Source organism: Kitasatospora sp. NPDC048545, from assembly GCF_040651155.1.
GTDB lineage: Bacteria > Actinomycetota > Actinomycetes > Streptomycetales > Streptomycetaceae > Kitasatospora.
Map to the genome: position 1 here is coordinate 168,650 of NZ_JBEZIQ010000002.1, position 12,827 is coordinate 181,476.

General features: G+C 75.1%; 13 protein-coding genes. 8 read left to right on the forward strand and 5 right to left on the reverse strand.

From position 1 onward, the window contains the following. Positions 1-96: 96 nt before the first annotated feature. From AB0D10_RS02805 to AB0D10_RS02815, 3 genes are all read right to left on the reverse strand, one after another. Positions 97-987 carry a hypothetical protein gene (locus tag AB0D10_RS02805; RefSeq protein ID WP_360250092.1) on the reverse strand — a complete coding sequence of 297 codons (891 nt, stop codon included), beginning with the start codon at positions 985-987 and terminating at the stop codon, positions 97-99. Between the two features lie 50 nt (positions 988-1,037). Next, complete coding sequence (locus AB0D10_RS02810) at positions 1,038-1,445, reverse strand: hypothetical protein (RefSeq protein WP_360250095.1); 408 nt, start codon at positions 1,443-1,445, stop codon at positions 1,038-1,040. A gap of 353 nt (positions 1,446-1,798) precedes the next feature. Further along, positions 1,799-2,650, reverse strand: coding sequence for a hypothetical protein (locus tag AB0D10_RS02815; protein ID WP_360250097.1), 852 nt, complete (start codon positions 2,648-2,650; stop codon positions 1,799-1,801). 246 nt (positions 2,651-2,896) lie between these two features. Here AB0D10_RS02815 and AB0D10_RS02820 point away from each other — a divergent pair, with 246 nt between their 5' ends. From AB0D10_RS02820 to AB0D10_RS02840, 5 genes are all read left to right on the forward strand, one after another. Continuing rightward, positions 2,897-3,340 (forward strand): pyridoxamine 5'-phosphate oxidase family protein, encoded by a 444-nt coding sequence (locus AB0D10_RS02820; RefSeq protein WP_360250100.1) that lies wholly within the window; start codon positions 2,897-2,899, stop codon positions 3,338-3,340. Between the two features lie 139 nt (positions 3,341-3,479). After that, on the forward strand, positions 3,480-3,932 hold the full coding sequence (locus AB0D10_RS02825) for a MaoC family dehydratase (protein WP_360250103.1): 453 nt from the start codon (positions 3,480-3,482) through the stop codon (positions 3,930-3,932). Between the two features lie 291 nt (positions 3,933-4,223). Next, positions 4,224-5,402, forward strand: a complete 1,179-nt coding sequence (locus AB0D10_RS02830) for an MBL fold metallo-hydrolase (RefSeq protein ID WP_360250659.1) — start codon at positions 4,224-4,226, stop codon at positions 5,400-5,402. Between the two features lie 206 nt (positions 5,403-5,608). Next, positions 5,609-6,517, forward strand: a complete 909-nt coding sequence (locus tag AB0D10_RS02835) for an acyl-CoA thioesterase domain-containing protein (protein ID WP_360250106.1) — start codon at positions 5,609-5,611, stop codon at positions 6,515-6,517. Positions 6,518-6,607: 90 nt separating this feature from the next. Continuing rightward, positions 6,608-7,258 carry a TetR/AcrR family transcriptional regulator gene (locus AB0D10_RS02840; protein ID WP_360250109.1) on the forward strand — a complete coding sequence of 217 codons (651 nt, stop codon included), beginning with the start codon at positions 6,608-6,610 and terminating at the stop codon, positions 7,256-7,258. A gap of 67 nt (positions 7,259-7,325) precedes the next feature. Here AB0D10_RS02840 and AB0D10_RS02845 read toward each other — a convergent pair whose 3' ends face one another. Further along, positions 7,326-8,555, reverse strand: a complete 1,230-nt coding sequence (locus tag AB0D10_RS02845) for a sulfite oxidase (RefSeq protein WP_360250112.1) — start codon at positions 8,553-8,555, stop codon at positions 7,326-7,328. 519 nt (positions 8,556-9,074) lie between these two features. On the opposite strand from AB0D10_RS02845, the gene AB0D10_RS02850 reads away from it, so the two are divergent. Continuing rightward, positions 9,075-9,254: a hypothetical protein gene (locus AB0D10_RS02850; protein WP_360250115.1), complete on the forward strand. Its 180-nt coding sequence runs from the start codon at positions 9,075-9,077 to the stop codon at positions 9,252-9,254. 114 nt (positions 9,255-9,368) lie between these two features. Then, positions 9,369-9,794 (forward strand): hypothetical protein, encoded by a 426-nt coding sequence (locus AB0D10_RS02855; RefSeq protein WP_360250118.1) that lies wholly within the window; start codon positions 9,369-9,371, stop codon positions 9,792-9,794. A 69-nt stretch (positions 9,795-9,863) separates the two neighbouring features. Here the strand turns inward: AB0D10_RS02855 and AB0D10_RS02860 are convergent, their stop codons facing one another. Further along, positions 9,864-11,708 (reverse strand): DUF2398 family protein, encoded by a 1,845-nt coding sequence (locus AB0D10_RS02860; RefSeq protein WP_360250121.1) that lies wholly within the window; start codon positions 11,706-11,708, stop codon positions 9,864-9,866. A 273-nt stretch (positions 11,709-11,981) separates the two neighbouring features. On the opposite strand from AB0D10_RS02860, the gene AB0D10_RS02865 reads away from it, so the two are divergent. Next, positions 11,982-12,695, forward strand: coding sequence for a lysoplasmalogenase (locus AB0D10_RS02865; RefSeq protein WP_360250124.1), 714 nt, complete (start codon positions 11,982-11,984; stop codon positions 12,693-12,695). Positions 12,696-12,827 lie beyond the last annotated feature (132 nt).

Sequence of the window (12,827 nt, forward strand, 5' to 3'; positions counted from 1 at the left end):
GATCCCGGCGTCGCGAATGTACGGTTCTCCACCGGGTTCCGCCCTTCCCTCGTTCGTCTCTGGATCGTCAGTGGTCGAATCGCCGTCGTGGCGGGGTCAGTTGAGGACCTGCATCTCGGCGACCTTGAGTGTGAAGTCCGAGGACTGCGGGATGTCGACGTCGAAGGTCTTGGCATTCGGCCCGGTCACGACGACGTGGCCCTGCCAGTTCGCCGTCACGGTGCCGGCGAAGACGCCGTCCTTCCTGGTGCCCGAGCCGACGGCGAACTCGTACCCGCAGTCCGGGGACTTGGCGGCGCCGTACTTCGGGTCGTACGGCGTCCCGGGCTTGTCGCAGGTCACGCCGACGCCCTTGTCGAAGGTCCAGGTCACGTTCTTCAGCACGGGCGTGACGGTGACCGAGGCGCCGGGCACCGCGAGCGTCTTCGGCTCGGGCGCCTTGACGCCGTCCAGCCAGAGCCAGACCGGAGCCTTGACCACGGCCGTGACCTTGGGCGCGACGCCCGCGGCGGGCTTCGGGAACTTCATCTCGTGGGCGAGGCTGAGGCCGATGGCCGCCAGGTTCAGCACCGGCGGTCCGGCCGGCGCCTGGGACTCGAACACGCTCTGGACGCCGTCCGTGCCGCCGCCGGTCTGCGGGCAGATCTTGGTGTAGATCGTGCCTTCGCTGGACTTGTGCCCGTCCCACTCGGGTGCCCCCTCGGGCGGCTGCGGGTCCTGCACCTTGAAGTAGCAGCCCACGTCGCTGTTGAACCAGCCGCGTTCCGGGTCGTGGCAGGCCCACTCCACCCCGTGGTAGCTGCACACCAGCGGGCCGTCGGAGGAGTTGGTGCCGCCGCCGGACTGGGTGGACCCGGGCTTGGGGGTGCTGCCGCCGGTGTGGACGTCCGAACAGATCTTGTCGGGGGCGCACTGCTCGGCGCCCCCGATCGGTGGTTCGTCCGCCGACGCCGTCAGTCCCGAGGACAGCAGCAACCCGGCGGACAACGGTGCGAGGATCACGAATCGCCGGGCCCGATGACGTCTGTTCCGCTCGTTCAGCATGTCCGGTCCACCTCCCGCTTGAAGTCGTAGATCAGCCAACGTGCTTGGAACCAGCGCAGGGACGCCGTCGCCGGGTAGCGGTTCAACCGCTGGGCCGGGTCCTTCGCGGCCCGCGTGACGGCGTCGACGCGGTGCCAGTCGGACACGTCGACGCAGTCCTCGATCACGGCGGTCTGCGGATCGGCCTTGAGATCAATGGCCTTGACCACCGCGGAATTGCGCGGTGTTCCGATCATCACCAGTTTCGCGTCGTGCAGTTGGCGGAGGCCGACGAGGGCGTCCGACAGTGCGCGCCCGGAGGAGTACGACTCCAGCGTGAATCCGTCCGAATCCGTACGGGCGAAAGCCTCGGTCTGCGCCTGCCACCAGTCCTGATAAGTCTTCAGGGCGAGCCGGCCCATCGCTCCTTCCGGGCCGTCGGTCGGCGCGATGGAGGCGTTTGACGAACCACCCGAAGGAGTTACCGGAGCCGCTCCTGCAACGGTGGGCGCCGTCGTCCCGAGGTGATCGACGGAACCGCCGGAACCACCGCTCGCACAAGCCCCGAGCAGCAACACCAGAACCGCCCCACCGACCCCAACCGCCCCAGGGCGCAACACATTTCCGCGCTGCCGCATCGCCCACCTCGATCGCGACCGACCCGATCCGTGATCCACGGCCGCCAGAAGAATTCCGCTGTCCCGCCGGTCTTTCCGCTGGGGATCGATTCTTCGCCAACCCACCCCATCACGGCAACACCTCAGGCCCCCTGACCTTACGCGGAAGGCGGTTCCGTCGGGGCACTTTCCCGCCACAGAACAGCCAACAGTTCTTCGGAAAGCGACAATCCGGCCAATGCGCCCCGAACCGCTGCCCGATTGCGCATCAACAGGCGCCCGCCGTGCGGCGGAACGAGCAGGCGCGCGCCCGGCGCACCCGAACTACCGGCCGACTCCGCCCCGTCCGTCAGCGCCGCCACGGCGGGCTGGAGGTCCAGCGGTGCGACGGCCGCGGGGGCACCCGGGACGCCCTCCCGCAGGACGGTGGTCAGGGCCCGGCTGAACGAGCCCGCACCGCCCGGCAGTACGGCGTCCCGGCCGCGTCTGCCCGGGGCGTAGCGCCCGATCCGGCCCCACAGCGGGACGCGCGAATAACTCAGCAGTTCGCCCGCGCTGTCCTCGCCGCCGCGTTCCGTCGCCGCCCAGGTGTCCCGGTCGGCCACCGCGTCGACCAGCAGCAGCGCCTCCTCCTGGTCGCCGTGCACCATCGCGCTGACCACCCAGTCCCAGGCCAGGCCCCGGCGGTAGGCGTTGTCGGGGGTGCTGCCGCCGGTGACCAGGGCGAGCCGGCGCCCGCGCGGGTCGGCCACCAGCTGGCCGACCAGACAGACCACCAGCCAGCGTCCGGGGTGCTGGGCGGCGTCCCGGACGGCAGTGAGCATCGCGTTGGCGTCCGCGTCCGGCGGCGCCGTGACGACCCGGCAGCCGGCCACGCCGGTGTCGAAGAACATCCCGGGCAGCACCCCGGCCAGCAGTCCGGCGCCCTCCGGTGCGAGCGCCGCACCGCCGAAGGCCCGGTCGGGCCCGCCGTCCGCCCCGATCACCACCAGATCGACCCCGCCCGCCATCTGTCCCCCCTCCTGGCCGGCCCCGGCGCACCCGGGACCGCCGCCCGCCACTGTGGTCCGCCCGCCGCGCGCTTCGCGGGCGGGCCGCCATCCGCGTCACCGCCGGCCGCACCGTCCGGGTTCGCGTCACCGTTCCGCCGCCGGGCAGGCTATCGCCCCGGGCGGCCGCCGACGGGGCTCCCGACCCGTCCGCTCAGGGACCATGGGCCCTATCGACGCGTGCGCCGACCGAGGACGATCGGACGCATGGAGCCTGAGGACCGTGTGGAGACCCTGAGCGAGGCCGAGTGCCTGCGACTGCTCAGCACCGTGCCCGTCGGGCGCGTGGTGTACACCGAGCACGCACTGCCGGCCGTGCTGCCGGTCTCCTTCGAGGTCCTGGACGGGCGGTTGGTGCTCGCCGTGCGCCGGGGAAGTGCCACCGCGCGCGGGCTCGACGGCACGGTGGTGGCCTTCCAGGCCGACCTGCTGGACCCGGTCACCCGCACCGGGTGGAGCGTGCTGGTGCACGGACGGGCCGACGTGGTGCGCGAATCCGAGCAGGTGCGGCGGGTGCTGCGCTCCGGCCTGCGGCCGTGGGTGGGCGACCCGGAGCCGCTGTTCGTCGCCCTGGTGCCGGAGCTGGTCAGCGGCCGGCGGCTGTTCCCGACCGGGGTGGGCGCCGCGGGACGGGCCGCGCTGCGGCCGTGAGCCCCGCCCGCGCCGGGCCCCGGCGTCCGCCCCTGGCTCCGGCGTCCGCGCCGGGCTCCTGACAGATACCGATGGGTAGGCATACGCTTCCGGCGTCCTGGCCCCTCCCCGGGCCTGTCCCCCCACCAGGAGCGCACCCGTGACGACCTTCGCCTCCCTCGCCGAGCTGACCGCCGCCGTCGGCACCGAACTGGGCACCAGCGAGTGGCACACCATCGAGCAGCGGCAGATCGACCTGTTCGCCGAGGCGACCGGCGACCACCAGTGGATCCACGTCGACCCGGAGCGGGCCAAGGAGAGCCAGTTCGGCTCGACCATCGCGCACGGCTACCTGACCCAGTCGATGATCCCGGTGCTGGCGAAGGAGTGCTACGCCGTCGAGGGCGTGCGGATGGCGCTGAACTACGGCTCGGAGAAGGTCCGCTTCCCGGCTCCGGTGCCGGTCGGCACGGCGATCCGGGCCACCGCCGAGCTGGTCTCGGCCACCGAGGTGCCCGGCGGCGTCCAGGCGGTGGTGCGCTTCACCATCACGAGCGGGCAGAGCGCCAAGCCGCACTGCGTCGCGGAGACGATCACCCGCTTCTACGCCTGACCGGGGAGGGGCCCGGGTACGCCGATTGGACCGTGCCGGGCCCTCCACCAGGTCCGGACGGCCCACGGCGAGTAACCTCCGACGAGATGGTTGTCGCATCGCAGTGACCCCGGCCGCGCGCAGTGACCTCGGACGTCGCCGCGGTGCGCGCCCCGGGCATGCCCGGTAGCCGTGACCGTCCTTGGAGGAGCCGTGCCCCGCCCCGCCCCGTGGTTCTCCCGCCTCGCCGGTCTGGCCTCGCAGCTCGCCCCGCCGTCCGCCGGCCCCGCCGCCGACCGTGCCGTCCCCGGCCTGGCCGGGCTGCCCCGAGCCGCCTGGCACCGGGTCCGGACCGACGCCTTCGGCGCCGACCCCCGGGGCGAGCGGCTGGCGCGGATCCGCCGCTCCCCGCAGTTCGCCGACGGCGCCTTCCGCAACCCGGTGCCGACCCGCCGGCTGGTGTACGAGCGCAGCCCGCTGGAGATCACCCGCGCCCAGCTGACCGGGGACAAGACCCGCCGGTTCCCGGCCGCCGCCGTCCCGGTGCACCGGCTGCTCCCGGACGACCTGGCCACACCGCCCGCGTCCGGGCTGCGGCTGACCTGGCTGGGCCACGCCACCGCGCTCGCCGAGATCGGCGGGCGGCGCGTACTGATCGACCCGGTCTGGGGCGAGCGCTGCTCCCCGTTCGCCTGGACCGGCCCCAAGCGGCTGCACCCGGTACCGCTGCCGCTGTCCGAACTCGGCCCGGTGGACGTCGTCGTGGTCTCCCACGACCACTACGACCACCTGGACATGGCCACCGTCCGGGCGCTGATCGGGACGGAGGCGGTGTTCGCCGTACCGCTCGGGGTCGGGGCCCACCTGGAGCACTGGGGCGTGCCGGCCGGACGGATCGTCGAGCTGGACTGGTGGGAGTCGGCCGAGGTCGCCGGGCTGACCCTGACCGCCACGCCCGCCCGCCACTACTGCAGCCGCGGCCCGCGCACCAGCTCGCTGTTCCTGTGGGCCTCCTGGGTGGTGTCCGGCGGCGGGCACCGGATCTTCCACAGCGGGGACACCGGCTACTTCCCCGGCTTCGCCGAGATCGGCCGCCGACTCGGCCCGTTCGACGCGACGATGATGCAGGTCGGCGCGTACAGCGACTTCTGGCCCGAGGTGCACATGACGCCCGAGGAGGGCGTCCGGGCGCACCTGGACCTGGGCGGCGCGCTGCTGCTGCCGATCCACTGGTGCACCTTCAACCTCGCGCTGCACCCCTGGGAGGAACCCGCCGAACGGGTGGTCACCGCCGCCCGGACGCTCGGCGCCCGCCTCGCGGCGCCCAGGCCCGGCAAGCCCTTCGAGCCCGCCGACCCGCCCGCCCTGCGCCTCTGGTGGCGCGCCGTCGCCCGCGCCGGCGTCGAGCCGCCGGCCGGGACGCGGGAGCCCGCGGCCGGGGCGGCTCGGGAGCCGGCCGAGGTCCGCGAAGAGGTGACGGAGTTCAGCTGACGGCCTGCGGACGACGAGGCGCAGCCGTCCGAGCGCGCCCGTCGCCGTGCGGCCGCCGGGTCGGAACTCCCCGGGAGGCTCCCCGGGGCTCCTCGGGGTTCCTCGGGGACGTTGCGGGACTGAAACGTGTTCTACGACGCGACCCACCCCCGGAAGCGTTACCCACGTCACACCGCGACACGGTTGGCTTCTGCCACTATGACCTCGTGACCGACCTGACCGAACCGCCCGTCCTGGCCGCCCGGGACGCCCGCCCCGCCTCACCGTTCGCCGAGCTGCTGCAGCTGGAGCAGCTGGACGAGAACACGTTTCGGGGCTACTGCCATGCCGGCGCCCCGATGCGCGCCTTCGGCGGCCACGTCGCCGCGCAGGCGCTCGTCGCCGCCGGGCGCACCTGCGAGGACCGGCGCCCGGTGCACTCGCTGCACGGCTACTTCCTGCTGCCGGGCTCCCCGGCCCGGCCCATCGACTACGTGGTCGAGCGGGTGCGCGAGGGCGTCTCGTACACCACCCGCCGGGTGACGGCGGTGCAGAAGCGGAACGAGATCTTCTCGCTCTCCGTCTCCCTCAAGCACCCCGAGCCCGGCCCCGACCGCCACCGTGAGGTGCCACCGCTGCCCGCCCCGGAGTCCCTGCCGGACTCCGTCGCCGACGCACCTGAGGAGGTCCGCAGGATGGTCGCCGCCAGCGGCGGCTTCCGCGACCTCGACGTGCGCTTCGTGCCGCCGCACTCCCCCGGCCTCCCGCCGGCCGTCCCCGGCCTGCTCCAGCAGTTCGTCTGGATGCGCACCGCCTCCCCGCTGCCGGACGGCGACCCGCTGCTGCACGCCGCCGCGCTCGCCTACCTTTCCGACCTCACCCTGGCCTCCACCGCCGGGCTGGACGAGCAGCCGAACTTCTTCCAGCGCACCGAGCCGCCCACCCTGCTGATGGCCTCGCTGGACCACGCGATGTGGTTCCACCGCCCGTTCCGGGCCGACGAATGGCTGCTGTTCGCCCAGCGCAGCCCGTCCTCCTCGGACGGGCGGGGCCTGGCACTCGGCGAGTTCTACGACCGGGACGGCCGCCTGGTCGCCTCGGCCGTCCAGGAGGCGCTGATCCGACGGCAGGGGTAGCCCTTCCGCACCCCGGTGACCCACGGGCGAACGCAAGGGGGCCGGTCGGCGTCATACTCCTGAGCGGCCCCGGCCCGTATCATGGTGCGGGTGACCAAGGTTGACCTGTCACCACGGCCGGTGGAGGCGATGTCTCCGCGTCAGCTCGAACGCCGCGAAAGCCTGATCGCGGCCGCGCTCGCCCTGGTGAACGAGATCGGCGTCGAGCGGCTGCAGATGAAGCAGGTCTGCGAGCGGTCCGGAGTCGCCCTGGGGACGGCGTACCGCTACTTCTCCTCCAAGGACCACCTCCTGGCAGCGGCGATCGCCGAGTGGCACCGCCTGCTGCTGACCGACCTGGTGGCCGAGCTACGCGGGCCCCGGGCCGGGCTGGGCGACACCGACCGGGCGGTCCGGTTCGTCCGGGGCGGGATGCGGGCCTACCAGCGGCAGCCGGAACTCGCCCGGCTACGGGTGTCCGTGGCCGCCTCCACCGACCCGTTCGCCAGCGAGGCGCTCCAGGGCATGGCCCGGGCCGACAGCACCGCCCTGCAGGCGGTGACGGCCGAGGTGCCGGCCGCGTCCAGCGACCTGGTGCGGCACATCGTCGCCCACGCCTGGCAGGGCGAGCTGACCGCCTGGGTGACCGGCCGCACCACCCTCGGGGACGCCAGACGGCGGCTGGAGGACGTGGTGCGGCTGGTGCTGACCCCGTACGAGACCCGGTACCCGGCCCCGTACGAGGTCCAGCCCACCGGCTGAACCCGGGCGGCCCCGGGGCCGGCGGCCGACCCTCAGGCGGGTCCGGACCACCGGCCCCGGGGCCGCGTCAGACCACCGTCACCGGGTGGGCCACCACCGCGCCGAACAGGTAGCCCTCCCGGTTGAACACCGCCCGCTCGGGCTGGCCGTTGCCCCGGCGGTCCGTCGCGCGGGCGCGCAGCTCGTACCGGCCGGGCCGCTCGGGGCGCCAGTCGATGCTCCAGCGCGCCCAGTCGTCGGCGTGCGAACCGCCCTGCAGCGCGGCGCGCCGCCAGGTCCGGCCGCCGTCGGTGCTCACCTCGACCCGGCGCACCGCCGCCTCGCCGGACCACGAGCGCCCGTGCAGCCGGTGGCCGCGGCCCGCCTCCAGCACCGCGCCCGGGGCGAGCTCGAACGCGCTCCGGACCACCTGCGTCGTGAGCGGCTCGCCACCGCCGGGCGGGTACCCGGGGCCGAACATCCGGTAGAAGTCGGTGTTCCACGGCGAGTGGAGCGGATGGTCGGCGACCTCGATGGTGCCGACCCACTTGATCGAGGCGATCCCCACCCAGCCGGGCACCACCAGCCGCAGCGGCGCACCGTGATCCGGGGTCAGCGGCTCGCCGTTCATCTCGTACGCGAGCAGCGCGTCGTCCAGCGCCTTGGCGACGGGCAGCGGGCGGCGCACCGGGCCGTGGTTGACGCCGTCGACCACGTAGTCCGCGTCGAGGCCCGTCGGCAGCACGTCGACCGCCTCCCCGGTCAGCCCGGCCGCCCGCAGCACCTCCGCCAGCCGGACGCCGCACCAGGCCGCCGAGCCGATCCCGCCGAGCGTCCACGGCGTGCCCGGAACGCGGTCGCCCTGCTGGCGGCGGAAGTAGTCACGGCCGTTCCCGGCACACTCGATCACGGCGCTGATCCGGGTCTCCGGCAGCGCCCGCAGGCCCGCCAGGTCGAACTCCACCGGCCGGTCGGCCGTCGGGGCACCGCGCAGGCCGCTGCCGAACAGCCGCAGCCGCCAGGCCTCGGGGTCGATCAGCGGGGTACCGGTGTGGTTGCGGACGAAGAACCGCTCCACCGGCACGTGCCGGCCGACGGCGGCCGAGCCGTCGGCCTCGCGCAGGGCGTCCCAGCGCATCTCGGCGTTGGTGCCGTGCGGGACGAACCACTCGGCGGGCAGCGGCTTGACGATCCCGGACGGGGCGTCGGCGGGCCCGGCGCGGTCGGACAGGGCAGGGGCGGACGCGGCAGCGGCAGCGGCAGCGGTGGGCACGGCAGCGGCGGACTCGACGCTTCCGGACACGGCGTTTCCGGACATGGAGCCTGGCACCTCCTCGGCGGCCACCCGGCCCGGGGCAACACCGGCGCGGCCGACGCGGGCACGGCGAGCGCCCCGGCGGCGGAGGGCGTTCGTACGGTGTCCGAGCCGCACTCCGTGGTCTCAGCGTAGGCGCTCCGGCGCGCTACGTGACCACGGCGGCGGCGATCGGGCCGCGCCCGGCGCCCCGTGCGTCACCCGGCGCCCCACCCGACACCTCCCCGGCGAGCCCTCCCGCCACCCGCGGAACCGACCGTTCGTCGCCGTGATGCTGCTGTGCGTCCACCCGGTCGAGGAACTCCGCACGGACCCGGACGCCGGCCCCTCCCGGCTCCACCCCCGGCACGGCCTGCGGGACGCCGTCCGGGTCGCCGTCGGCGACCGGACCCCACAGCGCCGACCAGGGCGTACGCCCCGCTCGCAGAGGGTGGGGCGTACGCGGCCAACCGACGCCCAACCCCCGTCCGGACTTCACCCGCGCGTACCGACCGTTCACGCCGCCCTGGAAACCTCCCTGTCATGAACGCCAGCCCTCAGGCGCCCTACCAGGAACCGCGCTTCCCGATGCCCCGGCGGCACCGCCGCCTCCTCGCCTGCACCGCCGTCCTCGCCTCCATCGCCCTCGGCACCCTGGGCGTCGGCGCCACCGTGGAGACCGTCGAACACGGCCCCCTCGCGAGCGCCACTGCCAGCAAGTGACCGCACCCACCCACCGGCACCGCCGCCCCGCAGTCCGGGCGCGGTGCTTCTGCGTTCCCGGCCCGCCGGGGCCGTGCCATGCTGGGCCGCAACGTTCCGTTCGGGGGAGGACAGATGGTCGAGGGCGGGCACTCGGGGAGCGGCGGACCGACGGACGGGCGACCGCCCCGGCCCGGGTTCGGCACGGCGTGGCGGGGTTACGACCGCAACCAGGTCGACGAGCACTTCGCTCTCCCGCCGCAGCAACGCCCCGACCGCCCCGGCTTCGACGTCGTACGTCGCGGCTACGACCGCGAGCAGGTCGACGAAGCCATCCGGCACTCCCGCAGATCCGCCCCTGCGGCCGCCGACGCCGGACCACCCCCGGCCGGACCGGCACGAACCGGATTCGACCTGGTCCGACGGGGCTACGACCGGAACCAGGTCGACGAGTACCTCGCTCTCCCGCCGCAGCAACGCCCCGACCGCCCCGGCTTCGACGTCGTACGCCGCGGCTACGACCGCGACCAGGTCGACGAAGCCATCCGGCACTCCCGCTGACCCGGCTCGCTCCCACCCGGCCCGTCGCGACGCACCTCCCGGACGCGCGGCCCCCGGTGGGGGCGGGCGCTACGCCCGCTGCCCGGTGCGGGGCCCCGGCGGGGACGGGACGAGGGGGGCCGGGCGGGAGTGGCGCCCGGTGCCCGGCGCGGGCTGGAGGTCGGGGGCCGGGGCGAAGCGGGCCGCCGGGGGGCGAAGGTGCCAGGTCGGGGGGCGCTTGGGCTGGGGGGTCGGGGTGATCAGGCCGAGGCGGTGGAGCAGGTCCAGGGAGTCCCGGCGCAGCGCGGTGCGGTCGGAGAGGTAGCGCGCCGGGAGACCGTACTCGTCGGCGATGTCACCGAGGACGCCGTCTATCAGCGCGTCCGCGATCGGGACGTCGCCGTCGACGGGCTCTCCGGGCAGCGGGCGGACCTCCTCGACCAGGCGCTCGACCAGCAGCAGGGCGGCCTGGGCGAGAGTGCCGGCACCGGGCAGCGCAAGGTCGGTGAGTTCGGCGGCCGGGTCGAGCAGGGCGACGCCCTCGGCCCGCAGTTCGGCCTCCAGGCCGAGGAACTCGGCGAGCGCGGCCGGGCCGCTGAGCCGGTGCTCGTGCAGCCAGGCGCGGCGGTCCTCGGGGAGGTCGGCGACGAGGACGGCGGGCGTCTCGGCGAGGAGGCGGCGCACGGCGGTGGCGGGTTCGGCCTCGGCGGCGCGGCGGATGAGGTCGGCGGCGTCGTCGGCCAGGGCGGGCGGGCCGGCCGGGACGGCACGGGCGAGTTCGCGGTCCACGGTCAGGACACGGGTGTCGTCGGCGGGGTCGGCCGACGGGTCGCCGAGCACCTGCCACCCGGCCAGCGTGGCCAGCGCCATGTCGAGGTCGGCCGGGTCGGCGGCCGGCTCGGGCACGGCGGCGCGCATCGCGTCGAGCAGCCGCCGGTACTCCAGTTGCTCGGGCGCGTCGACCAACAGGGCCAGGGCGAGCGCGAGTTGGGCGTAGCCGCCGGGGGTGAACGGAGCGCCGGTGGCGGGGTGTTCGAGACGGCGGCCGGCGCCGGGGCCCAGGCCGGCCTTGCAGAGCCGGGCGTGCCAGGGCCCGACCTCCAGGCGGTAGCCGAGCAGGGTGTCGAAGCGCTCGGCGAGCCAGTCGCGGTGACGCCGGATCAGCGGGAAGCCGTCGGCGTGCGGGCCGGAGCCGGTGACCAACGGGTGGGCGAGCAGCAGCCGGGCGGCGATCCGGCGCTCGGCGGCGGGAAGCTCCGCCACGGGCAGCTCGGTGGCGGACGACTCGGTGGCGGACGACTCGACTGTGGGAGATCCCTCACCGGAACGATCCCGCGCGACCGGGGCCGACTGCGGACGGACGGTGACCGCCGCCTCCGGCGTCGCCCGGTTGCGCTCGGGCTTGCGGTGCCTGCCGGGCCCGCCCGGCTTGGCGCCTGACCGGACGACGGGCAGTGCGGCGGAGTCGCGCCGGGCTCGGCGCAGGCCGCTCTCGCCGCGGGCCTCGCGGGTGCGGGCGGACGCGAGTCCGTGGGCGGTGGGGCCGTGCCACCAGCTGACGTCGGGGTCGGCGGGCTCGGCGGGCGCGCCGAGGTGGCGGGCGGGGTAGAGACCGAAGGAGGCGGCGCAGAGGTCGTCGGCGGTGCCGGGGGTGGCGGCCGCGAACCAGTGCGCCAGCCGCAGCAGGCCGGGGTCGGGCGAGAGGGCACCGCCGCCGTGGACGGCGTCGTGGACGGCGTCGGCGCTCCGTGCGTCGTCGCCGTCCGCGGGGGTGGTCCCCGGTACCGCGCCGGCGAGGTCCGCGGCTTCGGCCCGCACGGCTGCGCGTACGGCGAGGACGGCGTCGGCGGTTCCCCGGCCTGCCCCGCCCGCCCGTCCGTCCGGCCTGCCGGCGGCCACCCGGGTGGCGCCGACCGCGTACTCCTGCTGATCCATGTCGGGGTCCAGAGTAGACGGTGCCCGGGTCACCCGGTGGCACCAACCGCCCTCCTGAGGAAGTCTCCGCAAGAGCCCTCGAACCGGCCGCCCGCCCTCCGCTCCTCCGCCGCCCCGCTCCCCGCGCTCCCGCGGCCCGGTTTCCGGCCGTCCCGTCATCCGCCCGGCCCCGTCCGGGTTACGCACCGGTAACCCGCCCTTCCGTCGCATCCCCGGCTCCCTTAGGGTCGATCCGGATCCCCCACCGCCCGACCCGTCGGAGGCCGCGCCAGCATGAGCATTCGTACGACCACCCGTGCCGTCCTCGGCGCGCGCCTGCGTTCGGCCACCGGCCTGCTGGGCGGCTTCGCGGCCACCTCGGCCACGCACCTCGGCGCGATCCTGTCCGGCGCGTCGGTGCTGCAGAACGCCACCAAGCCGGCGCTGATGCCGCTGCTGGCCGGACACAGCGTGACCGCGGCCAGGACCGCCGGGCGGGAGGCGCCGGAGCTGCTGGCGCCGGCGCTGCTGCTGAGCGCGGGCGGGGACGTGCTGCTCCAGCTGAAGAACGACCCCGCGTTCCTCGCCGGCATGGGGTCCTTCGCGGCCGCTCACGTCTGCTACGTGACGATGTTCGTCCGGCGCGGCGCGCTCACCGATCACCGCCGGGCCCTGCTGGTCGCGGCCGCGTACGCGACGGCCTGGGTGACCCTGGTGGGTCAGCTCTGGCCGGACCTCGGGGACCTGCGGGTCCCGGTGGCCGGCTACAGCCTGCTGCTCACCTCGACGGCCGTGACCTCGGCCGGGCTGGGCTGGCGGACCGGGCTGGGCGGGGCGCTGTTCCTGCTCTCCGACACGCTGATCGCCACCAAGCTGGCCAAGTGGCGGGAGCTGCCGGGGCATCAGTTCTGGATCATGGCGACCTACGTGCTGGCCCAGTACCTGCTGGCGAGCGGGATCCTCGCGCACGAGGACGACCGCGTGCACCCGGAGCCCGCGACCGCCTGACGGGGCGCCGGTCCCGGTCCGGAACCCCCGGCGGAACACCGGCCTGGACACCGGCCGGAGCACCGACCGGGACGCCTCCCGCAACACCTGTCGCAACACCGCACTGCCGGTCCCGTCGGGGCCGGCAGTGCG